27 protein-coding genes are annotated in these 22,149 nt (G+C 64.2%); 17 read left to right on the forward strand and 10 right to left on the reverse strand.

What is annotated here, in order from left to right:
* Positions 1-71: 71 nt before the first annotated feature.
* From RRX38_RS23330 to RRX38_RS23345, 4 genes are all read right to left on the reverse strand, one after another.
* The gene (locus RRX38_RS23330) at positions 72-749 is read right to left on the reverse strand and encodes a response regulator transcription factor (protein WP_315960840.1); all 678 of its coding nucleotides are present in this window, start codon (positions 747-749) and stop codon (positions 72-74) included.
* A gap of 7 nt (positions 750-756) precedes the next feature.
* On the reverse strand, positions 757-1,173 hold the full coding sequence (locus RRX38_RS23335) for a hypothetical protein (RefSeq protein ID WP_315960841.1): 417 nt from the start codon (positions 1,171-1,173) through the stop codon (positions 757-759).
* Positions 1,174-1,271: 98 nt separating this feature from the next.
* Entirely contained in the window at positions 1,272-1,571 is a 300-nt protein-coding gene (locus tag RRX38_RS23340) for a YciI family protein (protein ID WP_295475851.1), read from the reverse strand.
* Between the two features lies 1 nt (position 1,572).
* Complete coding sequence (locus RRX38_RS23345) at positions 1,573-2,172, reverse strand: septation protein A (protein ID WP_315960842.1); 600 nt, start codon at positions 2,170-2,172, stop codon at positions 1,573-1,575.
* A gap of 65 nt (positions 2,173-2,237) precedes the next feature.
* Here RRX38_RS23345 and RRX38_RS23350 point away from each other — a divergent pair, with 65 nt between their 5' ends.
* From RRX38_RS23350 to arfB, 8 genes are all read left to right on the forward strand, one after another.
* Entirely contained in the window at positions 2,238-3,101 is an 864-nt protein-coding gene (locus tag RRX38_RS23350; protein ID WP_295475856.1) for a PHP domain-containing protein, read from the forward strand.
* Between the two features lie 14 nt (positions 3,102-3,115).
* Positions 3,116-3,745: an L-threonylcarbamoyladenylate synthase gene (locus RRX38_RS23355; RefSeq protein WP_295475859.1), complete on the forward strand. Its 630-nt coding sequence runs from the start codon at positions 3,116-3,118 to the stop codon at positions 3,743-3,745.
* A 104-nt stretch (positions 3,746-3,849) separates the two neighbouring features.
* Positions 3,850-4,548: a ScpA family protein gene (locus RRX38_RS23360; RefSeq protein WP_315962735.1), complete on the forward strand. Its 699-nt coding sequence runs from the start codon at positions 3,850-3,852 to the stop codon at positions 4,546-4,548.
* An 11-nt stretch (positions 4,549-4,559) separates the two neighbouring features.
* Positions 4,560-5,366, forward strand: coding sequence for an SMC-Scp complex subunit ScpB (gene scpB / locus RRX38_RS23365; RefSeq protein WP_295475862.1), 807 nt, complete (start codon positions 4,560-4,562; stop codon positions 5,364-5,366).
* Positions 5,367-5,410: 44 nt separating this feature from the next.
* Entirely contained in the window at positions 5,411-5,596 is a 186-nt protein-coding gene (locus tag RRX38_RS23370; protein WP_295475865.1) for a DUF1289 domain-containing protein, read from the forward strand.
* Positions 5,597-5,762: 166 nt separating this feature from the next.
* A complete protein-coding gene (gene rluB / locus RRX38_RS23375; RefSeq protein WP_295475868.1) occupies positions 5,763-6,854 on the forward strand; it encodes a 23S rRNA pseudouridine(2605) synthase RluB in 1,092 nt (363 codons plus the stop codon).
* A gap of 82 nt (positions 6,855-6,936) precedes the next feature.
* Entirely contained in the window at positions 6,937-8,319 is a 1,383-nt protein-coding gene (locus RRX38_RS23380; protein ID WP_315960844.1) for an amino acid permease, read from the forward strand.
* 38 nt (positions 8,320-8,357) lie between these two features.
* Positions 8,358-8,771: an alternative ribosome rescue aminoacyl-tRNA hydrolase ArfB gene (gene arfB, locus RRX38_RS23385; RefSeq protein ID WP_315960845.1), complete on the forward strand. Its 414-nt coding sequence runs from the start codon at positions 8,358-8,360 to the stop codon at positions 8,769-8,771.
* Here arfB and RRX38_RS23390 read toward each other — a convergent pair.
* From RRX38_RS23390 to RRX38_RS23410, 5 genes are all read right to left on the reverse strand, one after another.
* On the reverse strand, positions 8,765-9,967 hold the full coding sequence (locus tag RRX38_RS23390) for an MFS transporter (protein ID WP_410524931.1): 1,203 nt from the start codon (positions 9,965-9,967) through the stop codon (positions 8,765-8,767). The genes arfB and RRX38_RS23390 overlap by 7 nt on opposite strands.
* A 168-nt stretch (positions 9,968-10,135) precedes the next feature.
* On the reverse strand, positions 10,136-10,315 hold the full coding sequence (locus RRX38_RS23395) for a hypothetical protein (protein ID WP_295475877.1): 180 nt from the start codon (positions 10,313-10,315) through the stop codon (positions 10,136-10,138).
* Positions 10,316-10,402: 87 nt separating this feature from the next.
* On the reverse strand, positions 10,403-10,543 hold the full coding sequence (locus tag RRX38_RS23400; RefSeq protein WP_295475878.1) for a hypothetical protein: 141 nt from the start codon (positions 10,541-10,543) through the stop codon (positions 10,403-10,405).
* A 143-nt stretch (positions 10,544-10,686) separates the two neighbouring features.
* Positions 10,687-11,043 (reverse strand): 4a-hydroxytetrahydrobiopterin dehydratase, encoded by a 357-nt coding sequence (locus tag RRX38_RS23405; RefSeq protein WP_315960846.1) that lies wholly within the window; start codon positions 11,041-11,043, stop codon positions 10,687-10,689.
* A gap of 123 nt (positions 11,044-11,166) precedes the next feature.
* Positions 11,167-11,445 (reverse strand): DUF2790 domain-containing protein, encoded by a 279-nt coding sequence (locus RRX38_RS23410; RefSeq protein ID WP_315960847.1) that lies wholly within the window; start codon positions 11,443-11,445, stop codon positions 11,167-11,169.
* A 324-nt stretch (positions 11,446-11,769) separates the two neighbouring features.
* Between RRX38_RS23410 and acs the strand changes: the two genes are divergently transcribed.
* Entirely contained in the window at positions 11,770-13,725 is a 1,956-nt protein-coding gene (gene acs, locus RRX38_RS23415) for an acetate--CoA ligase (RefSeq protein WP_315960848.1), read from the forward strand.
* Between the two features lie 137 nt (positions 13,726-13,862).
* Here acs and RRX38_RS23420 read toward each other — a convergent pair whose 3' ends face one another.
* Positions 13,863-13,997, reverse strand: a complete 135-nt coding sequence (locus RRX38_RS23420; protein WP_315960849.1) for a hypothetical protein — start codon at positions 13,995-13,997, stop codon at positions 13,863-13,865.
* 194 nt (positions 13,998-14,191) lie between these two features.
* Here RRX38_RS23420 and RRX38_RS23425 point away from each other — a divergent pair, with 194 nt between their 5' ends.
* The 8 genes from RRX38_RS23425 (at position 14,192) to aruF (ending at position 22,106) form a co-directional block, all read left to right on the forward strand.
* Positions 14,192-14,968, forward strand: coding sequence for an ABC transporter substrate-binding protein (locus tag RRX38_RS23425; RefSeq protein WP_295475890.1), 777 nt, complete (start codon positions 14,192-14,194; stop codon positions 14,966-14,968).
* A gap of 104 nt (positions 14,969-15,072) precedes the next feature.
* The gene (locus RRX38_RS23430; protein WP_315960850.1) at positions 15,073-15,762 is read left to right on the forward strand and encodes an ABC transporter permease; all 690 of its coding nucleotides are present in this window, start codon (positions 15,073-15,075) and stop codon (positions 15,760-15,762) included.
* The gene (locus RRX38_RS23435; protein ID WP_295475894.1) at positions 15,759-16,457 is read left to right on the forward strand and encodes an ABC transporter permease; all 699 of its coding nucleotides are present in this window, start codon (positions 15,759-15,761) and stop codon (positions 16,455-16,457) included. Before RRX38_RS23430 ends, RRX38_RS23435 begins: the two co-directional genes overlap by 4 nt.
* A gap of 1 nt (position 16,458) precedes the next feature.
* Positions 16,459-17,571 carry a M14 family metallopeptidase gene (locus tag RRX38_RS23440; RefSeq protein ID WP_315960851.1) on the forward strand — a complete coding sequence of 371 codons (1,113 nt, stop codon included), beginning with the start codon at positions 16,459-16,461 and terminating at the stop codon, positions 17,569-17,571.
* A gap of 22 nt (positions 17,572-17,593) precedes the next feature.
* Complete coding sequence (locus RRX38_RS23445; RefSeq protein WP_315960853.1) at positions 17,594-18,358, forward strand: ABC transporter ATP-binding protein; 765 nt, start codon at positions 17,594-17,596, stop codon at positions 18,356-18,358.
* Positions 18,359-18,492: 134 nt separating this feature from the next.
* The gene (gene argR, locus RRX38_RS23450) at positions 18,493-19,485 is read left to right on the forward strand and encodes a transcriptional regulator ArgR (protein WP_295475900.1); all 993 of its coding nucleotides are present in this window, start codon (positions 18,493-18,495) and stop codon (positions 19,483-19,485) included.
* Between the two features lie 267 nt (positions 19,486-19,752).
* A complete protein-coding gene (locus RRX38_RS23455) occupies positions 19,753-20,970 on the forward strand; it encodes an aspartate aminotransferase family protein (RefSeq protein WP_295475902.1) in 1,218 nt (405 codons plus the stop codon).
* A 110-nt stretch (positions 20,971-21,080) separates the two neighbouring features.
* On the forward strand, positions 21,081-22,106 hold the full coding sequence (aruF, locus tag RRX38_RS23460; RefSeq protein ID WP_295475904.1) for an arginine/ornithine succinyltransferase subunit alpha: 1,026 nt from the start codon (positions 21,081-21,083) through the stop codon (positions 22,104-22,106).
* The last annotated feature ends 43 nt before the right edge of the window (positions 22,107-22,149 follow it).

Here is a 22,149-nt window from a genome sequence, read left to right on the forward strand (position 1 = left end):
CGGTCAGGGGTGGGTAAAGCCTTTGTAAAGGGACGCCGCTGCGAAGCTGGCATTCGCGGCGGCACCCTGGCTCACGGGCTGTAGTAGTAGCCGCGGCTGCGCAGCGCGACGATACGCGGCCTGCCGTCGGCATGCGGGCCTATTTTCTTGCGCAGGTTGCTGACGTGCATGTCCAGGCTGCGGTCGTAGAGGGTCAGCTTGCGGCCCAGCGCCAGCTGAGCCAGTTCCTGTTTGTCCAGTGGCTCGCCGGGCTGGCGCAGCAGCGCTTCGAGCAGGCGGCTTTCGGAGACGGTGAGGGTGGTTTCCTTTTCATCGATACTGACCACGCCGCGCATCGGGCTGAAGCTCAGGTCGCCCAGCTCCAGCTGGCTCGGGGCGCTGACCGGGTGGCTGCGGCGCAGTACGGCGCGCAGGCGGGCGGTGAGTTCACGGGGGTCGCAAGGTTTGGCCAGGTAATCGTCGGCGCCCAGCTCCAGGCCGAGAATGCGGTCCAGCGGCTCGCCCCTGGCCGAGAGCATCAGCACCGGCAGTTCGGCATGCTCCGTGCGCAGTTGCTTGAGCAGTTCCAGGCCGCTGCCGTCGGGCAGCATCACATCCAGCACAACGGCTGCCGGGGCGTTCTGCGCCAGCGCATCGCGCGCGCTTTGCCCGTCGTGGCAGGCGCGTACCTGAAACCCTTCCTGCGACAGCCAGCTGCCCAGCAGCTCGCAGAGTTCCTGGTCATCATCAATCAGTAACAGCTCGCTCATGACTCACTCAATTCAGCCAGTGACGACGTTGTTTGCGCCAGCCGCCGGCCAGCATGCCGAGCAGCAGCGCGATCAGGGTAAGGCTGCCGCCGACGGCGAACCACTGCTGAGGTTCGCTCAGCAAAGGCGGCGGTACGGCGGCCTGGGCTTCGCGCAGTTGCAGCCGCAAGCGCTGGTTTTCCTGGCGCAGGCGCGCCACCTGGGTGGTTTCCCGCTCGCCGGCGGCCGCTTCGAGCTGCTGGATGCGTTCGGCGTGTTCGCGTTCCCGGCTTTCCAGGCGTTGCCTGAGCTGGGTCAGCTCGGCTTGTACCGGATCAGGCGAAGCCACCGCTTGCGAGGCGGCCCCGGCATCCTGTTGCACCTCTTCGGCCTGGGCCATCGGGCCGCATGCCAGCCATACCGCCAGCCACCATCCTGAACGCATTCGTCATCCCCTGATCGTCAGTTCGCTGCATCAACAGTGTCGGCAGCGAACCCGCAATGATGAGGGAGGCGATGCGCCAGTAGTGACTGGCACGTGGCTCAGGGCAGGACCTGGCGGAACGGCTTGACCACCACATTGGCATAGACACCGGCGGCCACGAAAGGATCGGCCTTGGCCCAGGTTTCGGCGGCGGCCAGTGAATCGAACTCAGCCACGATCAGGCTGCCGCTGAAGCCGGCCGGACCCGGGTCGTTGCTGTCGATGGCCGGGTGCGGGCCGGCCAGTACCAGGCGGCCGGCATCCTTGAGGGCATTGAGGCGCTCGAGGTGCGCCGGGCGCACGCTCAGGCGCTTTTCCAGGGAGTCCGGGGTGTCGGTCGCGATGATGGCGTAGAGCATGTCAGTCCTTGGTCTTGGTCTTGGTCGTGGAAGAGGCGTCGCTCAGGTAGCGCGCCAGGTAAAGGCCCTGGCCTACCAGGAACAGCAGGGTCATGGCCAGGCTGCCGAAGACCTTGAAGTCGACCCAGAAGTCTTGATAGGTGAAGGCTACATAGAGATTGGCGGCACCGCTGAAGATGAAGAAGACGATCCAGGCGATGTTCAAACGTACCCATACCGGCTGCGGCAGGGTCAGGGCGTGGCCCATGACGCGCTGCACCAGTGGCTTGTCGCCGATGAAATGGCTGCCGAGAAAGGCCAGGGCGAACAGCCAGTTGACCACCGGGGCCTTCCACTTCAGGAAGGTCTCACTGTGGAAGGCCAGGGTCAGGCTGCCGAATACCAGGCAGGCACCGAGGGTCAGCCACTGGCTCTTCTCCAGCATGCGCTGCTTCAGGTAGAGGATGCCGTAGACCACCACGGAGCTGATGATCAGCACCGCCGTGGCACTGAAGATGCCCCCCAGCGTCACTTCGTGACCCAGGAGTTCGACGGCGCGAGGTTCGGTTTTATAGACGATGAAGAACAGCAGCAGCGGAATGAAATCGATGAATTGTTTCACAATGGCAGCCAGAAGCGGGATGTGACGGCATAATAACAAACATCAATGACCGCGAAAGCTTTCCCATGATTGTCGACCTGCACTGCCATAGCACCGCTTCGGACGGCGCCCTAGCGCCCTCCGCGGTGGTCGCCAGGGCTCATGAAAACGGCGTGCGCGTCCTGGCCCTGACCGACCACGACACCCTCGAAGGGCTTCCTGAAGCCCGCGCCGCCGCCCAGGCACTGGGCATGCAACTGATCAACGGTGTGGAGTTGTCCTGCACCTGGGGCGGGGCGACCATCCACGTGCTGGGCTATGGCTTCGCCGCCGACGCGCCGGCGCTCAACGAGGCCATCGCCAGGCTGCATGAGGGCCGCTGGCTGCGCGCCGAGGAAATCAGCCGCAAGCTGGAACTAAAGGGCATGCCCGGGGCTCTTCAGGGAGCCAGGGCGGTGCAGCAGGCGTTGGGCGACAGCGGCAACGCTCCGGCCCGGCCGCATTTCGCGGACTTTCTGGTCAACGCCGGGTTCGTCAAGGACCGCAGCGAAGCCTTCCGCAAGTGGCTGGGCGCCGGCAAGCTGGGTGACGTCAAGCAGCACTGGCCGACCCTGGAAGACACCGTGGCCACCTTGCGGGCTTCGGGCGCCTGGGTGAGCCTGGCCCACCCCATGCACTATGATTTCACCCGCAGCAAGCGGCGTCGGCTGGTCGGCGAGTTCATCCAGGCCGGCGGCCATGCCATCGAGGCGGTCAACGGCATGCAGGCTGCCGAGCAGGTGGGCAGCCTGGCCATCCTGGCCCGGGAGTTCGGCCTGCTGGTGAGTGCCGGCAGTGACTTCCACGGCCCGGGCCACTGGTCGGAGATTGGCATTTACCGGCCCCTGCCCGAAGACCTGCCATCGCTGTGTGAGCGTTTCAAACAAGAATCCAGCGTCGCTGCTGGCTGATACAGGAAGTTACCGTGAGCCAATTCTTTCAGGTCCACCCGGAGAACCCGCAACCGCGCCTGATCAAACAGGCCGTGGAGATCATCAAGGCCGGCGGGCTGGTGGTGTATCCGACCGACTCGTCCTATGCATTGGGCTGCCAGATCGGTGACAAGGGCGCCATCGAGCGCATTCGCCGTCTGCGCCAGCTGGACGACAAGCACAACTTCACCCTGATGTGCTGCGATCTCTCGCAGCTGGGGCTGTTCGCCAAGGTCGATACCGGAGCCTTCCGTGCGCTCAAGTCGCACACCCCCGGCCCGTATACCTTCATCCTCAATGCCACCCGCGAAGTACCGCGCCTGGTGCTGCATCCCAAGCGCCGCACCATCGGCCTGCGCGTGCCAGGGCACCCCATTGCCCAGGCGCTGCTGGCCCAGCTGGGCGAGCCGATGATGAGCGTCAGCCTGATCCTGCCCGGCGATACCTTACCGCTCAGTGACCCGGAAGACATGCGCGAGCGCCTCGAGCGCCACGTCGATCTGATCATCGACGGCGGCATCGGGGGCGTTTCGGCCTCTACGGTGATCAACCTGGCCGAAGGCGAAGCGCAGATCGTCCGCGTCGGTTGTGGCGACCCCACGCCGTTCGCCGAGCCTGCCTGATGACCGAACTCGACGGCCCGGCCGGGCTGCAGCAACAACTGGCGCTGGTGTACGGGCAGCCGTTCAACCAGTTGCCGCTGGACCTGTACATTCCGCCCGATGCCCTGGAAGTCTTCCTCGAAGCCTTCGAAGGGCCGCTGGACCTGTTGCTGTACCTGATCCGCAAGCAGAACATCGACATTCTCGACATCCCGGTGGCGGAAATCACCCGGCAGTACATGGGTTACGTCGAGCTGATGAAGAGCGTGCGCCTGGAGCTGGCTGCCGAGTACTTGCTGATGGCGGCCATGCTGGCGGAGATCAAGTCGCGCATGCTGCTGCCACGCTCCGAAGAAGCCGAGGTCGAGGAAGAAGACCCGCGCGCCGAACTGATCCGCCGGCTGCAGGAGTACGAGCGCTTCAAGAACGCCGCCGAAGGTATCGATGAACTGAGCCGGGTCGGTCGGGACGTCGTGGTGCCGCGCCTCGAGGCACCGCAGGCCAAGGCGCGCAAGCTGCTGCCCGATGTCGCCCTGGAAGAGCTGCTGATGTCCATGGCCGAGGTGCTGCGGCGTGCCGACCTGTTCGAAAGCCACCAGATCAGCCGCGAGACACTGTCGACCCGCGAACGCATGAGCGATGTGCTCGAACGCCTGAAGGGCGGTGGCTTCGTGCCGTTCGCCGAGCTGTTCAGCGCCGAGGAGGGCCGCCTGGGTGTGGTGGTGACTTTCATGGCGGTGCTCGAGCTGGTCAAGGAACAACTGGTCGAACTGGTGCAGAACCAACCCTTCGCCGCCATTCACGTGCGTGCCCGAGCCGAATAGAGCCCCTAGTCATGAATCTCAACGAACCCCGTGATCTGGCTCCTCTGCTGGAAGCCTTCCTGCTGGCCTCGGGCAAGCCACAACCGCTGGAGCGCCTTTACGAGCTGTTCGAAGAAGCGGAAAGGCCAGGGCCGACGGTGTTCAAGAAAGCCCTGCAGATTCTCGGCAAGTCTTGCGAAGGGCGGGCCTTCGAACTCAAGGAGGTGGCTTCCGGTTACCGCCTGCAGATCCGCGAGCGTTACGCACCCTGGGTCGGTCGCCTGTGGGAAGAGCGACCGCAGCGCTATTCCCGGGCGATGCTCGAAACCCTGGCGCTGATCGCCTACCGGCAGCCGATCACCCGAGGGGAGATCGAGGACGTGCGCGGGGTGACGGTCAACAGCCAGATCGTCAAGACCCTGCTGGAGCGCGAGTGGATCCGTGTGGTGGGCTACCGCGACGTGCCGGGCAAACCGGCGATGTTCGCCACCACCAAGGCGTTTCTCGACCACTTCAACCTCAAGAGTCTCGAAGAGCTGCCGCCGCTGGCCGACCTGCGGGAGATGGAGCCCGAGCCGCTGCTGGATATCGACGACGCGCCCGTGCCGGCACACCTGCAGGCACTGGCCGATGCCAGCCTGGACTTCGACGAGGAGGCCGGCGAGGCATCGCCTCCGAAGGAGGAAACCAGCTTCCGCAGCCTGCTGCTGGAACTGGATTCCATGGAACACGGCTTGAAGACCGACTTCGATGACTTGCTGGCCGAGGAACCGCAGGACGACCCGCAAGACCAAGACAGTGAAGAGGATCAGGACCGGCCATTGAACGGTCCGCATTGAGCAGGCCGCGTGTCTGCCCTGTGACCGTGAACATGAGGTAGCCAATGAGCAAGAGCCCCTGCATCAGCCTGTGCAAGTTCGACGCTGACATCTGCATCGGCTGCGGGCGCAGCAAGAAGGAAATCAAGGCCTGGAAGAAGCTCGACAAGGAAGAGCGCAAGGAGATCCTGGCCCTGGCGCGTCAGCGCCTGGACACGCTCAAGCGCACCGGCCGGCGGAAAAAGAAGTGACTCGGCGTGCGCCAGCGGGCACAAGCGCGTATCATGCGCGCCCCTCCGGCCCGCTATGGCCGCAGGCTTATTGAATTTCGCCAGGGCGCGGCACACACTGCCCGCCGGGCAACAGGCATTGCCGGTCCTCGGCAAACCCTGAATCGACACACCGGGAGGTGCCCAGATGAGTGAAAAAGAATTGCAAGAACCCCAGGCCGAGAAGCCGGCTGGCGAGAAGCTGCAGAAAGTGCTGGCGCGTATCGGCGTCGGCTCGCGCCGCGACGTCGAGGCCTGGATCGGCGAAGGCCGCATCAAGGTCAATGGCGTGGTCGCCACTCTCGGCCAGCGCGTCGACCTGCACGACGCGATCAGCGTCGACGGTCAACTGGTCAAGCGTGAGGAAGCCCGCGAGACCGTGCGCCGGGTCATCATCTACAACAAACCGGACGGCGAGATCTGCACCCGTGACGATCCTGAGGGCCGTCCGACCGTGTTCGACCGCCTGCCGCGCCCCAAGGAAGGCCGTTGGGTCAACATCGGCCGCCTGGACATCAACACTACAGGCCTGCTGATGTTCACCACCGACGGTGAGCTGGCCAACCGCCTGATGCACCCGTCCTATGAGATGGACCGCGAATACGCGGTGCGTGTGCGTGGCGAGGTGGACGACGACATGCTGCTGCGCCTGAAGAACGGCGTGATCCTCGAAGACGGCCCGGCGCGTTTCACCGACGTGCAGAAGGCGCCGGGCGGCGAAGGCTTCAACCATTGGTACCACTGCGTGGTGATGGAAGGCCGCAACCGTGAAGTGCGTCGCCTCTGGGAGTCCCAGGGCCTGGTGGTCAGCCGCCTGAAGCGCGTGCGCTACGGCCCGGTGTTCCTCAACTCCGACCTGCCGATGGGCCGCTGGCGCGAAATGACCCAGCAGGAAGTCGACATCCTCGCGGCGGAAGTGGGCCTCAAGCCTGTGGCCCTGCCGGCGATGAGCGGCAAGAGCCGTGAGAAGCTGGAGCGCCAGCAGCGCCAGTCTTCGCGTCCACTGGGCAAAGGCGAGCGTGTGCGTCAGCTGCGTCCGGCGGCCGACGCGCCCGCCGCGGGCGAACGTGCCCCGCGCCAGCCCAAGGGCGAAGAGCGCCCGCGGCCGAACCTGCGCAACGATGCCAAGGGCGGTGATTCGCGCTCCGGCGGTCGCGGCCGTGGTACCCCGGTCGCCGAGCGCCCCAGCGAAGTGCGTCAGCGCCCAGGCAAGCGCCCCGGCCCGGGTCGAAAGCCGTAACTGAGTTCTCCTGCCTCCTGCAAACGCCGGTTTCGACCGGCGTTTGCATTTTCGTACCCGCAACAGACATCAGGTAGCTTCAATGACTGCAAGCGACTCCGGCTTCAAGCGCCGGTTGAAGAACCGCCATATCCAGCTCATCGCCCTGGGTGGCGCGGTGGGCACCGGCCTGTTCCTGGGCTCTGCCGGTGTGCTCAAGAGTGCCGGGCCATCGATGATCCTGGGCTATGCCATCTGCGGCTTCATCGCCTTCCTGATCATGCGCCAACTCGGCGAGATGATCGTCGAAGAGCCGGTGGCCGGCTCGTTCAGTCATTTCGCGCACAACTACTGGGGTGGCTTCGCCGGCTTTCTGTCGGGCTGGAACTGCTGGCTGCTGTACATTCTGGTGGGCATGTCGGAACTCTCCGCCGTGGGCAAGTACGTGCATTACTGGTGGCCGGAGATTCCGACCTGGGTCACCGCAGCGGCGTTCTTCCTGCTGATCAACGCCATCAACCTGACCAATGTGAAGGTTTTCGGTGAAACCGAGTTCTGGTTCGCGATCATCAAGGTCGCGGCGATCGTTGGCATGATCGGCCTGGGCTGCTACTTGCTGCTCAGCGGTCAGGGTGGCCCCGATGCCTCGGTGAGCAACCTGTGGGCGCATGGTGGCTTTTTCCCGCACGGCGTCAGCGGGCTGGTCATGGCTTTGGCGTTCATCATGTTTTCCTTTGGTGGCCTGGAAATGCTCGGCTTCACCGCCGCTGAGGCCGAACAGCCGAAAACGGTCATCCCCAAGGCGATCAACCAGGTCATCTACCGCATCCTGATCTTCTACATCGGTGCGTTGCTGGTGCTGTTGTCGCTGACGCCCTGGGACAGTCTGCTCGGTACGTTGAACGCCTCTGGCGATGCCTACAGCGGCAGTCCTTTCGTGCAGGTGTTCTCCCTGCTGGGCAGCGATGCCGCCGCTCATCTGCTCAACTTCGTGGTGCTGACTGCGGCGCTGTCGGTGTACAACAGCGGCACCTACTGCAACAGCCGCATGCTGGTGGGCATGGCTGAGCAGGGCGATGCGCCGCGCGGCCTGGCCAGGGTCGACCGGCGCGGCGTGCCGGTGCCGGCGATTCTCGCCTCGGCGGCGGTCACCGTGATTGCCGTGCTGCTCAACTACCTGATGCCCGGCGAGGCGCTGGAGCTGTTGATGTCGCTAGTGGTGGCGACGCTGGTGATCAACTGGGCGATGATCAGCTATTCACACCTGAAGTTTCGCCAGCATCTGCAGCGCAGTGGCCAGGTTCCGGCCTTCAAGGCACTGTGGTATCCCTGGGGCAACTACCTGTGCCTGGCCTTCGTGGGGCTGATCCTCGGCATCATGCTGTTGATCCCCGGTATTCGCATCTCGGTGTTCGCGATACCGGTGTGGCTGGCGGTGATGGCTGTGTTCTACTGGCTCAAGCCGCGCCGGGCCAAGCTCGCCTGAGCTGGGTGCGTGGCTGAACACTTCGACGGGAGGCGCTGATGCTGGTCATTTCCAACACGGTCCAGCTGCCGGACAGCGAGATCGAATGGTCGGCCATTCGCGCCCAGGGCGCGGGTGGGCAGAACGTCAACAAGGTCTCCAGTGCCATTCACCTGCGTTTCGATACCCAGGCGTCTTCGCTTCCGGCGCTCTACAAGGAACGCCTGCTGGCCTGGCGTGACAGCCGCATTACCGCCGATGGGGTGATCGTCATCAAGGCCCAGCAGTATCGTACCCAGGAGCAGAATCGCGCCGATGCGCTGCTGCGCCTGGTGGAGCTGATCCAGGCCGCGACCAGAGTGGAGAAGAAGCGCCGGCCGACCAAGCCGACCCTCGGTTCACAGAAACGCCGCCTGGAAGCCAAGAGCCAGCGCGGTTCGATCAAGGCCGGGCGCGGCAAGGTCGATTACTGACTACGGGCCAGTCGGCTGCGGCGATACAGGGTGACGCTGAGTGCCAGGCCGGCCAGTGAGGCCAGGGCGGCGAACAGGAAGATCGACACGAAGCCGAAGCCGGCGGCAATGGCACCGGCCAATGGGCCGGTCAGGCCCAGCGACAGGTCGATGAACAGCGAATAGGCGCCCACTGCGGCGCCACGACTGGACGCCGGCACCAGATTCACCGCCTCGACTCCCAGCGCCGGGAACACCAGCGAGAAACCAAAGCCGGTGAGTGCTGCTCCGAGCAGCGCCAGCTCCGGCGTATTGGCCATCCACAGCGCCAGCAGGCCGAGGGTTTCCACGCTCAGGCAGGCGATCGCCACGCGAAAGCCGCCCAGGCGATTGATGAGGTTGCCGAACAGCAGCCGCGCAATGATGAAGCAGGCGCCGAACAGGGTCAGGCACAGTGCGGCGTTGGGCCACTGCTTGCTGGCGTAATAGAGGGTGATGAAGGTGGCGATGGTGCCAAAGCCGATGGAGCCCAGCGCCAGGCCCATGCCGTGCGGGAATACCCGGCCCAGCACATGGATGAACGGCATGCGCTCGCCGTGCACGATCGGCACCGGGGCTTTTTTCCAGGCCAGCAACTGGCTGAGCAGCCCCAGCAGGATCAGGCTTGTGCCCATGCTGGCCAGGCCGAAAGTCTTGACCATCCAGACCCCCAGTGGGGCGCCGATGGCCATCGAGCCGTAGCTGGCGATCCCGTTCCAGGAGATCACTTTGGCGGTATGTTGCGCACCGACCCGGCCAATGCCCCAGCCGATGGCGCCGGACCCTACCAGGCTTTCGGCACTGCCGAGGATCAGCCGGCCGACGAACAGGCAGGCCACGCTGAGCAGCGGCCATTGCTGCAGCCACACGGCTACCAGCATGAATACACCGCTGACGGCGCAGCCGAGCAGGCCGAACTGCACGGCCTTCTTGCAGCCCAGGTTGTCGATCACTCGCCCGGCCCAGGGCCGGCTGAGCAGGGTGGCCAGGTACTGCACGCTGATCACCAGGCCGGCGGTGATCGTGCCCAAGCCCAGCTCGTTGTGCACATAACCCGGTAATACGGCGATGGGGATGCCGATGTACAGGTAGCCGATGAAGGTGAACATCACGATGGACACGACCTGCAGGGTTACCTGCAGTTGGGTCGGTTGTGGAGCGGATTCAGGTGTGGTCATCAGGCGTCGCAGGTAGTGAAGGCGGTCGAAAGCGTCGAGAGCCTGGAAACTTAGCCTGCTCACGATCGCCGCCCATCATACCGTCAATGCATTGATGTACGACAAGTGTGGGAGAGGATGGCTAACCGATAGCCGCTCGCAGGCGAATTCGCCCAGGCGTAGCGCTGATCAGTTGTTGGCGGGGGACAGCAGACGGGTGGTCACCAGGGCGGCCAGGGCATTTTCCCGGGTGCCGAAGCGGCTGAGCAGGGCGCTCTGCTTTTCCGGGCTCAGGCGGCTCCAGATCTGGATCATTTGTTCGGCGGTGCCGATCAGGGTGTCGGCTTGCTCCGGGGTGAATTCACTCATGAGGGACTTCTTCAGAACGGGGTAGATCGGTCATGACAGGCGCATGGAAAACGGAGGGTCCGTTTTCGATACGCCTGTGGTCAGCCTTCAGTCTTCGCCGAGGGTCTGCTGGCTGTCGTCAGCCGGGGTGCTCTGGTGTTCGGCGGCGACGCCGAGCTCTTGTTGCGCCAGGGCCGACTGGGCGGTTTCCTGGTTGCTTGTGAAGGGAAAGTTCGGGATTTCATGCATAGTCATTGCTCCTCGCAAGGGGTTTGCAGATAGAACCGTGCTTAACAAAGCTGCGACAGGATAACGCAGTGAAGATGACAATCAGACTTTTTTATTTGCCCTGGAAGAAACAAACGCCGTTTCCGGCTGTCTGGCTGGGCCGCTCATTGATGGCCTGGCGCCTGCTCGGCGGCCCCTTCGGTGCGCGCCGCAAGAATGAAGTCGTTGGCATGCAAGCCGCCGATGGCATGCGTCCACCAGGTCACGGTGACCCGCCCCCATTCGGTCAGCAGGGCAGGGTGATGATTTTCGGCCTCGGCCAGGGCCCCTATGGTGTTGGTGAAGGCCAGGGCGCTGGCGAAATCCTTGAAGGCGTAGGTCTTTTCCAGCTGCTTGATGCCATCGCGGGTGTGCAATTGCCAGCCGGGCAGCTGCGGCATCAGCACGACCAGGTCTTCATCGGTAACGGGGCTGGCCTGGCCGTGACAGGGCTGGCAGGGGCGTTGGTCCAGGGTGCTCATGAGCAGACTCCGAGTGGCAGGCTGAACCGACAGGATAGCCTGCCCGGCGCGGCGCTTTGCAGGCATGGACGAAAAAACGCCTCGCCGGGCGTGCCGGGAGGCGTTTTCTTGTTGTTATGAGGGTCAGCTGTTGCCGCAGCCGTTGGCCATGATCTGGTAGCTCATGACGTGCCGCTGGCCGTGGGAGTCTTCGTAGGTCATGCGCACTGGCACCACCTTGCAGACGTTGGGGGTGGGGCTGATCGAGATCACCCGGGCGATATCCGGGTGCGAGCCGTAGGTGTAGGTTTCCACGGCAGGGATGGCGGAGTCTGCCTGGCTGGCCGTTCGGGCAGCGGGTTCGTCAGCCATGACCAGTGTGCTGAAACCGCAGAGTGCCAGAACCCAGAGTGAGCGTTTCATTTTCGGACCTTCTTCAAGTGCCAAATTCAGTGTGCAAGGGGGCGCATCGACCGTTTTCAGGTCGATGGGCGAGCCTTTTTGCGTGGGGGGATGTCGCTTGGTTGCCGATTGGCGAGGCCCATTCTAGGGAGCTGACGACGGGGGATATACGAGTCATGCTGATAAGCGTCTTTGGCAAAACTGCAACAATGCGCCAGGTGGGCGCCGGGCTGCGGGCGGCGCAGGACAGGCACCGAACGGTAAGACCATCGTCGAATGGCCCCACATCCGGTAGCGGGATACAACAACGGCATACAACAACAACTATTCACCGAGGTAACCAAGATGAGTGCAGCTTCCCTGTATCCCGTCCGCCCGGAAGTCGCGGCCAATACGCTGACCGATGAGGCGACCTACAAGGCCATGTACCAGCAGTCGGTGGTCAACCCCGATGGCTTCTGGCGTGAGCAGGCCAAGCGCCTCGATTGGATCAAGCCCTTTACCCACGTCAAGCAGACCTCTTTCGACGATCATCGCGTCGACATCAAGTGGTTCGCCGACGGCACCCTCAACGTCGCCTACAACTGCCTCGACCGTCACCTGGAAGAGCGCGGCGACAGCATCGCGATCATCTGGGAAGGCGACGACCCGTCCGAACACCGCGAGATCACCTACCGCGAGCTGCATGCCGAAGTCTGCAAGTTCGCCAACGCCCTGCGTGGCCAGGACGTGCACCGCGGCGACGTGGTGACCATCTACATGCCGATGATTCCCGAGGCCGTGGTGGCCATGCTGGCCTGTGCGCGCATCGGTGCCATCCACTCGGTGGTGTTCGGTGGCTTCTCTCCCGAGGCTCTGGCCGGCCGCATCATCGACTGCCGCTCCAAGGTGGTGATCACCGCTGACGAAGGTCTGCGGGGTGGCAAGAAGACGCCGCTGAAGGCCAACGTCGACCGCGCCCTGACCAACCCCGAGACCAGCAGCGTGCAGAAAGTCATCGTGTGCAAGCGCACCGGTGGCGAGATCGAGTGGAACCGCCACCGTGACATCTGGTACCACGCCCTGCTGGAAGTGGCGTCGAGCACCTGTGCGCCGAAGGAAATGGGCGCCGAAGAGTCGCTGTTCATCCTCTACACCTCCGGTTCCACCGGCAAGCCCAAGGGCGTGCTGCACACTACGGCGGGCTACCTGCTGTATGCCGCGCTGACCCACGAGCGCGTATTCGACTACCGCCCCGGCGAGGTCTACTGGTGCACCGCCGACGTGGGCTGGGTCACTGGCCACAGCTACATCGTCTACGGTCCGCTGGCCAACGGTGCGACCACCCTGCTGTTCGAGGGTGTACCGAACTACCCGGATATCACCCGCGTGTCGAAGATCATCGACAAGCACAAGGTCAACATTCTCTACACCGCGCCTACCGCCATTCGCGCGATGATGGCCGAGGGCACCAAGTCGGTGGAAGGCGCCGACGGCTCCAGCCTGCGCCTGCTGGGCTCGGTGGGCGAGCCGATCAACCCCGAGGCCTGGGGCTGGTACTACGATACCGTGGGCAAGCAGCAGTGCCCGATCGTCGACACCTGGTGGCAGACCGAGACCGGCGGCATCCTGATCAGCCCGCTGCCCGGCGCCACCGCGCTCAAGCCAGGCTCGGCGACCCGGCCGTTCTTCGGTGTGATCCCCGCGCTGGTCGACAACCTGGGCAACCTGATCGAAGGGCCGGCCGAAGGCAATCTGGTGATTCTCGACTCCTGGCCAGGCCAGTCGCGTTCGCTGTACGGCGACCACGACCGTTTCGTCGACACCTACTTCAAGACCTTCCGCGGCATGTACTTCACCGGCGACGGTGCGCGCCGCGACGAAGATGGCTACTACTGGATCACCGGACGTGTGGACGACGTGCTCAACGTTTCCGGCCACCGCATGGGCACCGCCGAGATCGAGAGCGCCATGGTCGCCCACCCGAAAGTCGCCGAAGCGGCGGTGGTCGGTGTGCCGCACGACCTCAAGGGACAGGGCATCTACGTGTACGTGACCCTCAACTCCGGCGAGGTGCCCGACGAAGCGCTGCGCATGGAGCTGCGCAACTGGGTGCGCAAGGAGATTGGTCCTATTGCCTCGCCAGACGTCATCCAGTGGGCGCCGGGGCTGCCGAAGACCCGTTCCGGCAAGATCATGCGACGTATCCTGCGCAAGATTGCCACCGGCGAGTACGACGCGCTGGGTGACATCTCCACCCTGGCCGACCCGGGCGTGGTACAGCACCTGATCGACACCCACAAGACCATGAGCGCGGCCTGATCGCCGATGCCCACGATGCCCCATCTGGCCTGGCCGGGTGGGGGGTTTTCGTCTGGCAAGCAGGATATTTATCCGTTTGTAGCCAGGCGGGCAGCAGGCCCGCCACCCGTTCCCGCAGCCCATTTGGACGTGCCGCGTCATGCAGGCCGGACGCTGTCGGGCTTGCCGTGCAGCGGGGCTTTGCGAATAATGTGCGGCTTTGCGGCGCGGATTTCTGTTTCAAATGATTTGCGCAAAGCAGCTCGCTTCAGATTTGTCAATGTGGCTTTCATGCAAAGCTAGAGCTTCTGTAACTAGTTGTCGCATTGAAGAAATATCGACTTTCGCCCTGCCGTTAAAATGCCCGCCCATTCGCAATGTCCCATGCAGTTGCTCAACATTGCGCATCGCACATCCGCTACCGCTTGGCGCATTGGGCTCTATGCTCAATCTGTCGCCCACATGATCTACCGATGGAGTTCCAGGAATGAAGAAGCTAGTGCTTTTTGGCGCTTTGGCGTTGTCGATGATCGTCCAGCCGGTATTCGCCGATGAGAAACCCCTGAAGATCGGCATCGAAGCGGCCTATCCTCCGTTCGCCTCCAAGGCCGCCGACGGCAGCATCGTGGGCTTCGACTACGACATCGGTAATGCCCTGTGCGAAGAGATGAAGGTCAAATGCACCTGGGTCGAGCAGGAGTTCGATGGCCTGATCCCGGCGCTGAAGGTCCGCAAGATCGACGCCATTCTGTCGTCCATGTCCATCACCGACGACCGCAAGAAGTCCGTGGACTTCACTGGCAAGTACTACAACTCCCCGGCACGCCTGGTGCTCAAGGAAGGCGTAGCGGTCAGCGACAGCCTGGCGGAAATCTCCGGCAAGCGCATCGGCGTGCAGCGTGGCTCGATCCACGAGCGCTTCGCCCGTGAAGTGCTGGCACCCAAGGGCGCAGTGGTCACGCCCTACAGCTCGCAGAACGAAATCTACCTGGACATCACCGCCGGCCGTCTGGACGGCACCGTCGCCGACGCCACCCTGCTGCAGGACGGCTTCCTGAAGACCGACGCCGGCAAGGGCTACGCATTCACCGGCCCGGCCTTCACCGACCCGAAATACTTCGGCGAAGGGATCGGCATTGCCGTGCGCAAGGGCGACAAGGAAAACCTCGAGCGCCTGAACGCCGCCATCGCGGCCATTCGCGCCAACGGCAAGTACAAGGCCATCCAGGACAAGTACTTCGACTTCGATATCTACGGTAAGTGATACCGGCGGCAAGCAAAGCCGTAATGGCTGCTGTCGAAATGGCGCAACACGGGAAAATCCCGGTTTGCGCCATTTTTTATCTGCCTGTTTGAGGACCACTGAACATGTTGAATGGCTACGGGGCCGTGATCCTCGAAGGCACCTGGCTGACGCTGCAGCTGGCATTGTCGTCGATGGCCCTGGCAATCGTCCTGGGCCTGCTTGGCGTGGCAATTCGCCTGTCGCCCCTGCGCTGGCTGGCCTGGCTGGGCGACCTGTACAGCACCGTGGTGCGCGGAATTCCCGACCTGGTGCTGATCCTGCTGATCTTCTATGGCGGCCAGGACCTGATCAACCGCATCGCGCCGCTGCTGGGCTTCGATGACTACATCGACCTCGACCCGATGGCGTCGGGCATCTTCACCCTCGGCTTCATCTTCGGCGCTTATCTGTCGGAAACCTTCCGCGGCGCGTTCATGGGGATTCCCAAGGGCCAGGCCGAGGCCGGCATGGCCTACGGCATGAGCCGTTTCCAGGTGTTCTGGCGCATCCAGGTGCCGCAGATGATCCGCCTGGCGATTCCCGGCTTCACCAACAACTGGCTGGTGCTGACCAAGGCCACCGCGCTGATCTCGGTGGTCGGCCTGCAGGACATGATGTTCAAGGCCAAGCAGGCGGCGGACGCGACCCGTGAACCGTTCACCTTCTACCTGGCGGTGGCGGCACTGTACCTGCTGATTACCAGCGTCTCGATGCTGGCGCTGCGCTGGCTGGAAAAACGCTACACCGTGGGTGTGAGGGCGGCCGAGCTATGATTTTCGATTACAACGTGGTCTGGGACAGCCTGCCGCTGTACTTCAGCGGCCTGCTGACCACCCTCAAGCTGCTGGGCATTGCGCTGTTCTTCGGCCTGCTGGCGGCCCTGCCGCTGGGTATCATGCGCGTCTCCAGGAACCGCTGGGTCAACCTGCCGGCCTGGCTGTACACCTACGTGATTCGCGGCACGCCGATGCTGGTGCAGCTGTTCCTGATCTACTACGGCCTGGCGCAGTTCGCCGTAGTGCGCGAGAGCTTCCTGTGGCCCTGGTTGTCCAGCGCGACGTTTTGCGCCTGCCTGGCGTTCGCCATCAATACCAGCGCCTACACCGCCGAAATCATCGCCGGCAGCCTCAAGGCCACCCCGGCGGGGGAGATCGAGGCGGCGCGGGCCATGGGCATGTCGCCAGTGACCTTGTACCGGCGCATCCTGCTACCCTCGGCGTTGCGTCGTGCGCTGCCGCAATACAGCAATGAAGTGATCATGATGCTGCAGACCACCAGCCTGGCCTCCATCGTCACCCTGATCGACATCACCGGCGCGGCGCGTACCGTCAATGCCCAGTACTACCTGCCTTTCGAGGCCTATATCACCGCAGGCGTCTTCTATCTGTGCCTGACTTTCATTCTCGTGCGGCTGTTCAGGTTGGCTGAACGCCGCTGGTTGGGGTATCTGGCCCCGAGGAAGGTCTGACATGCAACGTATCGATCATTCATTGCCCTGGAGCAGCCTGGGCACTTCGCGCCAGCTTTCGGTCTTCCGTTTCGGTGCCGGCGAGCGCAAGGCCTACATCCAGGCCAGCCTGCACGCCGATGAACTGCCGGGCATGCGCACCGCCTGGGAACTCAAGCAGCGCCTGGCGCAACTGGAGGCCCAGGGCGCGCTCAAGGGCACCGTCGAGCTGGTGCCGGTGGCCAACCCGCTGGGCCTGGGCCAACTGCTGCAAGGCGCGCACCAGGGGCGCTTCGAATTCGCCAGTGGGCGCAACTTCAACCGGGACTTCTTCGAGCTGAGCGAGCCGGTGGCGGCGCAGGTCGAGGGGCGCCTGGGCGACGACCCACGGGCCAATGTGCAGTTGATTCGCCAGGCCATGCGCGACGCGCTGGCCGCGCTGCCGGCCGCGCAAAGCGAGCTGGAAGGCTTGCAGCGCCTGCTGATCACCCATGCCTGCGATGCCGACGTGGTGCTCGACCTGCACTGTGACGCCGAAGCGGCGCTGCACATGTACGCCTTGCCGCAGCATTGGCCGCAGTGGCGCTCGCTGGCCGCCCACATGGGCATGAAGGTCGCGCTGCTGGCCGAGGACTCCGGCGGCAGTTCATTCGACGAAGCCTGCTCGCTGCCGTGGCTGCGCCTGTCGCGGATCTTCCCACAGGCGCAGATTCCGCTGGCCTGCCTGGCCACCACCCTGGAACTGGGCGGCCAGGCCGACACCCGCCGCGAGCAGGTGCAGGCGCACGCCGACGGCATCCTGGCGTTCCTTGCCGAGCAGGGCTTCATCGAAGGCGCCTGGCCACAGGCTGCCGGCCAGGCGTGCGAGGGCATGCCGTTCGAGGGTACCGAGCTGTTCTATGCACCGCATCCGGGCGTGGTGAGCTTCCTGCGTCAGCCGGGGGTATGGGTCGAGGAGGGCGAGCCGCTGTTCGAGGTCATCGACCCGTTGTCCGACCAGGCCAGCACCGTCTGTTCGACCACCGCTGGCGTGCTGTTCGCCGTCGAGCGGCTTCGCTACGCACAACCCGGTTTCTGGCTGGCCAAGGTGGCGGGGCGCACGGCGCGACGCCAGGGGCGCCTGCTCAGTGACTGACCGCTCTTTTCGGGAAAACCAGATGAACAAACTGCAAGTCCAGGATCTGCACAAGCGCTACGGCACCCACGAGGTGCTCAAGGGTGTGTCCCTGACCGCCCGGGCCGGTGATGTCATCAGCATCATCGGCTCCAGCGGCTCGGGCAAGAGCACCTTCCTGCGCTGCATCAACCTGCTCGAACAGCCGCACGCCGGCAAGATCCTGCTCAACGACGAGGAGCTGCGCCTGGTGCCGGGCAAGGACGGCGCCCTGCGCGCCGCTGACCCCAAGCAGTTGCAGCGCATGCGCTCGCGGCTGTCGATGGTGTTCCAGCACTTCAACCTGTGGGCGCACATGACCGCCCTGGAGAACGTCATCGAGGCGCCGATCCAGGTGTTGAGGGTGTCGCGCAAGGAGGCGATCGAGCGCGCCGAGCACTATCTGGCGCGGGTGGGCGTAGCGCATCGCAAGGACGCCTACCCGGGGCACATGTCCGGTGGCGAGCAGCAGCGCGTGGCCATCGCCCGTGCCTTGGCCATGGAGCCGGAGGTGATGCTGTTCGACGAGCCGACCTCGGCGCTGGATCCGGAGCTGGTCGGTGACGTGCTCAAGGTCATGCAGAGCCTGGCCCAGGAAGGCCGCACCATGGTGGTGGTCACCCATGAGATGGGCTTTGCCCGCGAGGTGTCCAACCAGTTGGTGTTCCTGCACCAGGGGCTGGTTCAGGAGCAGGGCGACCCCCGCGAGGTGCTGGCCAACCCCAGTTCCGAGCGCCTGCGCCAGTTCCTGTCGGGCAGTCTCAAGTAGTACCGCCCTGTGAAGGTGCTTTTTGCCGTTGAACAAGGCATGCTGCGTCAGGCCCGCGGGGCCGGCAGCGTCAGCGGGTGTGCCGCCAGCCAAGGTGGCTGTGGGTGCGGGTCTTATCAGTACTGGATGTCCGAATGACTGCCCATCGAATAGGTTTTCTCGTCTGGCCCGGCACCAGGGCCCTTACGCTGGCCCTGGCCGAGGAAGCCTTGAGCGTGGCCCAGAGGGTCCACCCCGAAGTGCGCTACGAAGCCGTGTTCCTGCAGGCCGAGGCGGCCGGCGCGGTGGCCGAGGAGGGCTGGCGCCTGCCGGGCGAGCCCTGGTCGCCTGCCGCGCTCGAGGGGCTGGGCAAGCTGTTTCTGCTGGCCGACGAGCCACCGGCGCCGGTTTCTGCCAGCCTGGGCAGCGCGCTCAAGTTCCTGGTGCGCAGCGGCTGCATGATTGGCGGCCTGTCGGCCGGGGTCTACCCGCTGGCGCAGCTGGGCCTGCTCGACGGCTACCGCGTGGCGGTGCACTGGCGCTGGCAGGATGATTTCAGCGAGCGCTTCCCCAAGGCCATCGCCACCAGCCACCTGTTCGACTGGGATCGCGACCGCCTTACGGCCTGTGGCGGCCTGTCGGTACTCGACCTGCTGCTGGCGGTGCTGTCCCGCGACCACGGCGCGGAACTGGCCGGTGCGGTGTCCGAAGAGCTGGTGGTCGAGCGCATTCGCGAAGGCGGCGAGCGCCAGCGCATTCCGTTGCAGAATCGCCTGGGGTCCAGCCACCCGAAGCTGACCCAGGCCGTGCTGCTGATGGAGGCGAACATCGAAGAACCGCTGACCACCGACGAGATCGCCCAGCATGTCTGCGTATCGCGCCGCCAGCTGGAGCGCATCTTCAAGCAGTACCTGAACCGCGTGCCCAGCCAGTATTACCTGGAGTTGCGCCTCAACAAGGCGCGGCAGATGCTGATGCAGACCAGCAAGTCGATCATCCAGATCGGCCTGTCGTGCGGCTTCTCGTCCGGCCCGCATTTTTCCAGCGCGTATCGCAACTTCTTTGGCGCCACCCCGCGCGAAGACCGCAACCAGCGACGCAGTAACAGCCCGTTCGAACTGTCCTCGGTGCCCGCTGAGCGCGGTTGAGCGCAACGGCAAGCCATAAGCCGCAGGTTGCAGGCAGGGATTGGCGCTCGTCGCCAGACTTCTTGCAGCTTGCAGCGCAAGCCCTGGCTGTTTTCAATTACCGGTTTGTGAAGCAATATGTCGCCTCTCTGAAAAACGGCCTGCGCTACTGCTCCTGAGCTGTAACAACTTGTCGCCTGCCAGCAAGGCCGGACAAAATGCAGTCCTTACAATTCTTTTCGATGCGCTTGCCAGTTCCAGGCGGGTGCTTCTCTCCAGGAGATTCTGATGTCCGTTGAGCATGCTGCGGTGCAACGCGCCGATTTCGACCAAGTCATGGTTCCCAACTATGCGCCGGCCGGGTTCATTCCCGTGCGTGGCGCCGGTTCGCGCGTATGGGACCAGGCGGGCCGTGAACTGGTGGATTTCGCCGGCGGCATTGCGGTGAATGCCCTGGGCCACTGCCATCCGGCGCTGGTTGGTGCGCTGACCGCCCAGGCCAACAACCTGTGGCATGTATCCAACGTGTTCACCAACGAACCGGCGCTGCGCCTGGCGCACAAGCTGGTCGACGCCACCTTCGCCGAGCGGGTGTTCTTCTGCAACTCCGGCGCCGAGGCCAACGAAGCGGCCTTCAAGCTGGCCCGCCGTGTCGCCCATGACCTGTACGGGCCGGAGAAGTACGAGATCATCGCTGCGCTGAACAGCTTCCATGGCCGTACCCTGTTCACCGTCAGCGTGGGTGGCCAGCCCAAGTATTCCGACGGCTTCGGGCCGAAGATCACCGGTATCAGCCATGTGCCGTACAACGACCTGGCTGCGCTGGAAGCGGCGATCAGCGACAAGACCTGCGCCGTAGTGCTGGAGCCGATCCAGGGCGAGGGCGGGGTGCTGCCCGGTGACCTGGCCTACCTGCAGGGCGCCCGCGCGCTGTGCGACCGCCACAACGCGCTGCTGGTCTTCGACGAAGTGCAGAGCGGCATGGGCCGTACCGGCAAGCTGTTCGCCTACCAGCACTATGGCGTGACGCCCGACATCCTTTCCAGCGCCAAGAGCATTGGCGGTGGCTTCCCGCTGGCGGCGATGCTGACCACCGAGAAGCTGGCCAAGCACCTTGCGGTCGGCGTTCACGGCACCACCTACGGCGGCAACCCGCTGGCCTGTGCGGTGGGCGAGGCGGTAATCGACATCGTCAATACCCCGCAGGTGCTCGAAGGCGTGGCCGCCAAGCACCAGCTGTTCCGCACCCGCCTGGAACGTATCGGTGAGCAGTACGGCGTGTTCAGCCAGGTGCGCGGCCTGGGTCTGCTGATCGGTGCGGTACTGAGCGATGCCTGGAAAGGCCGTGCCAAGGACATCTTCGCTGCTGCCGAGGCCGAGGACCTGATGATTCTGCAGGCCGGCCCGGACGTGGTGCGTTTCGCGCCGAGCCTGGTGATTCTTGATGCGGACATCGAGGAAGGCCTGGACCGCTTCGAGCGTGCCATCGCCAAACTGACTGCCTGATCCAGACCGCCGCGACCTGCCAGCTTCTGGCCGGTCGCGGTGCCCGTTTCCACTGCATGCCGGCTGTCGGCGTGCAGCCCTGACCGCGACACACGCTAAGGAGTGACGCCATGCTGGTGATGCGCCCTGCGCAAATGGCCGACCTGGCCGAGGTCCAGCGCCTCGCCGCCGACAGCCCGATCGGTGTCACCTCCCTGCCTGACGATGCAGGCCGCCTGGGTGACAAGATCGCCGCATCGGAGTCGTCCTTCGCCGCCGAAGTCAGCTTCAACGGTGAAGAAACCTATTTCTTCGTGCTGGAAGACAGCGAGACCGGGCGCCTGGTCGGTTGCTCCGGCATCGTCGCTTCGGCCGGGTATTCCGAGCCGTTCTACAGCTTTCGCAACGAGACCTTCGTCCACGCCTCCCGTGAACTGAAGATCCACAACAAGACCCACGTCCTGTCGCTGTGCCACGACCTGACGGGCAACAGCCTGCTGACCAGTTTCTATGTGATTCCCGAACTGGTCGGCACCGCCTGGTCGGAACTCAACTCCCGCGGGCGCCTGCTGTTCATCGCCAACCACCCGGAGCGCTTCGCCGATTCGCTGGTTACCGAGATCGTCGGCTACAGCGACGAGCATGGCGACTCGCCGTTCTGGGACTCCATCGGCCGGCACTTCTTCAATCTGAACTACGCCGACGCCGAACGCCTTTGCGGCCTGAAGAGCCGAACCTTCCTGGCCGAGCTGATGCCGCATTACCCCATTTACGTGCCGTTGCTGTCCGACGACGCGCAAGAGGCCATGGGGCAGGTGCACCCGCGTGCGCAGATCACCTTCGACATTCTCATGCGCGAAGGCTTCGAAACCGATCACTACATCGACATTTTCGACGGTGGACCGACCCTGCATGCGCGGGTCTCGGGCATTCGTTCCATTGCCCAGAGCCGCCTGGTGCCGGTGAAGATCCAGGCGGGTGAGGACGTACCGCGTGGCGGGCGCCTGTATCTGGTGGCCAATGACTTGCTGCAGGATTACCGTGCCGTGCTGCTGGAGCTGGACTGGGCGCCGGGTCGTCCGGTCACTCTCACCCAGGCAGCAGCGCTGGCCCTGGGGGTCGGGGAAGGCGCCAGTGTGCGCATCGTTTCGGTCTGACGGCCCAGGTCGCCAGGTTAGCCGGGCCCGCAGAGGGTCCGTT

This window comes from Pseudomonas sp. DTU_2021_1001937_2_SI_NGA_ILE_001, assembly GCF_032463525.1.
Taxonomy (GTDB): domain Bacteria; phylum Pseudomonadota; class Gammaproteobacteria; order Pseudomonadales; family Pseudomonadaceae; genus Aquipseudomonas.

Coding starts and splice junctions, on each gene's coding strand:
- RRX38_RS23330 (WP_315960840.1), bottom strand. CDS start 749: ATGAGCGAGCTGTTACTGATTGATGATGACCAGGAACTCTGCGAGCTG.
- RRX38_RS23335 (WP_315960841.1), bottom strand. CDS start 1,173: ATGCGTTCAGGATGGTGGCTGGCGGTATGGCTGGCATGCGGCCCGATG.
- RRX38_RS23340 (WP_295475851.1), bottom strand. CDS start 1,571: ATGCTCTACGCCATCATCGCGACCGACACCCCGGACTCCCTGGAAAAG.
- RRX38_RS23350 (WP_295475856.1), top strand. CDS start 2,238: ATGATTGTCGACCTGCACTGCCATAGCACCGCTTCGGACGGCGCCCTA.
- scpB (WP_295475862.1), top strand. CDS start 4,560: ATGAATCTCAACGAACCCCGTGATCTGGCTCCTCTGCTGGAAGCCTTC.
- RRX38_RS23370 (WP_295475865.1), top strand. CDS start 5,411: ATGAGCAAGAGCCCCTGCATCAGCCTGTGCAAGTTCGACGCTGACATC.
- rluB (WP_295475868.1), top strand. CDS start 5,763: ATGAGTGAAAAAGAATTGCAAGAACCCCAGGCCGAGAAGCCGGCTGGC.
- RRX38_RS23380 (WP_315960844.1), top strand. CDS start 6,937: ATGACTGCAAGCGACTCCGGCTTCAAGCGCCGGTTGAAGAACCGCCAT.
- arfB (WP_315960845.1), top strand. CDS start 8,358: ATGCTGGTCATTTCCAACACGGTCCAGCTGCCGGACAGCGAGATCGAA.
- RRX38_RS23390 (WP_410524931.1), bottom strand. CDS start 9,967: ATGACCACACCTGAATCCGCTCCACAACCGACCCAACTGCAGGTAACC.
- RRX38_RS23395 (WP_295475877.1), bottom strand. CDS start 10,315: ATGAGTGAATTCACCCCGGAGCAAGCCGACACCCTGATCGGCACCGCC.
- RRX38_RS23400 (WP_295475878.1), bottom strand. CDS start 10,543: ATGCATGAAATCCCGAACTTTCCCTTCACAAGCAACCAGGAAACCGCC.
- RRX38_RS23405 (WP_315960846.1), bottom strand. CDS start 11,043: ATGAGCACCCTGGACCAACGCCCCTGCCAGCCCTGTCACGGCCAGGCC.
- RRX38_RS23410 (WP_315960847.1), bottom strand. CDS start 11,445: ATGAAACGCTCACTCTGGGTTCTGGCACTCTGCGGTTTCAGCACACTG.
- acs (WP_315960848.1), top strand. CDS start 11,770: ATGAGTGCAGCTTCCCTGTATCCCGTCCGCCCGGAAGTCGCGGCCAAT.
- RRX38_RS23420 (WP_315960849.1), bottom strand. CDS start 13,997: ATGAAAGCCACATTGACAAATCTGAAGCGAGCTGCTTTGCGCAAATCA.
- RRX38_RS23425 (WP_295475890.1), top strand. CDS start 14,192: ATGAAGAAGCTAGTGCTTTTTGGCGCTTTGGCGTTGTCGATGATCGTC.
- RRX38_RS23430 (WP_315960850.1), top strand. CDS start 15,073: ATGTTGAATGGCTACGGGGCCGTGATCCTCGAAGGCACCTGGCTGACG.
- RRX38_RS23435 (WP_295475894.1), top strand. CDS start 15,759: ATGATTTTCGATTACAACGTGGTCTGGGACAGCCTGCCGCTGTACTTC.
- RRX38_RS23440 (WP_315960851.1), top strand. CDS start 16,459: ATGCAACGTATCGATCATTCATTGCCCTGGAGCAGCCTGGGCACTTCG.
- RRX38_RS23445 (WP_315960853.1), top strand. CDS start 17,594: ATGAACAAACTGCAAGTCCAGGATCTGCACAAGCGCTACGGCACCCAC.
- argR (WP_295475900.1), top strand. CDS start 18,493: ATGACTGCCCATCGAATAGGTTTTCTCGTCTGGCCCGGCACCAGGGCC.
- RRX38_RS23455 (WP_295475902.1), top strand. CDS start 19,753: ATGTCCGTTGAGCATGCTGCGGTGCAACGCGCCGATTTCGACCAAGTC.
- aruF (WP_295475904.1), top strand. CDS start 21,081: ATGCTGGTGATGCGCCCTGCGCAAATGGCCGACCTGGCCGAGGTCCAG.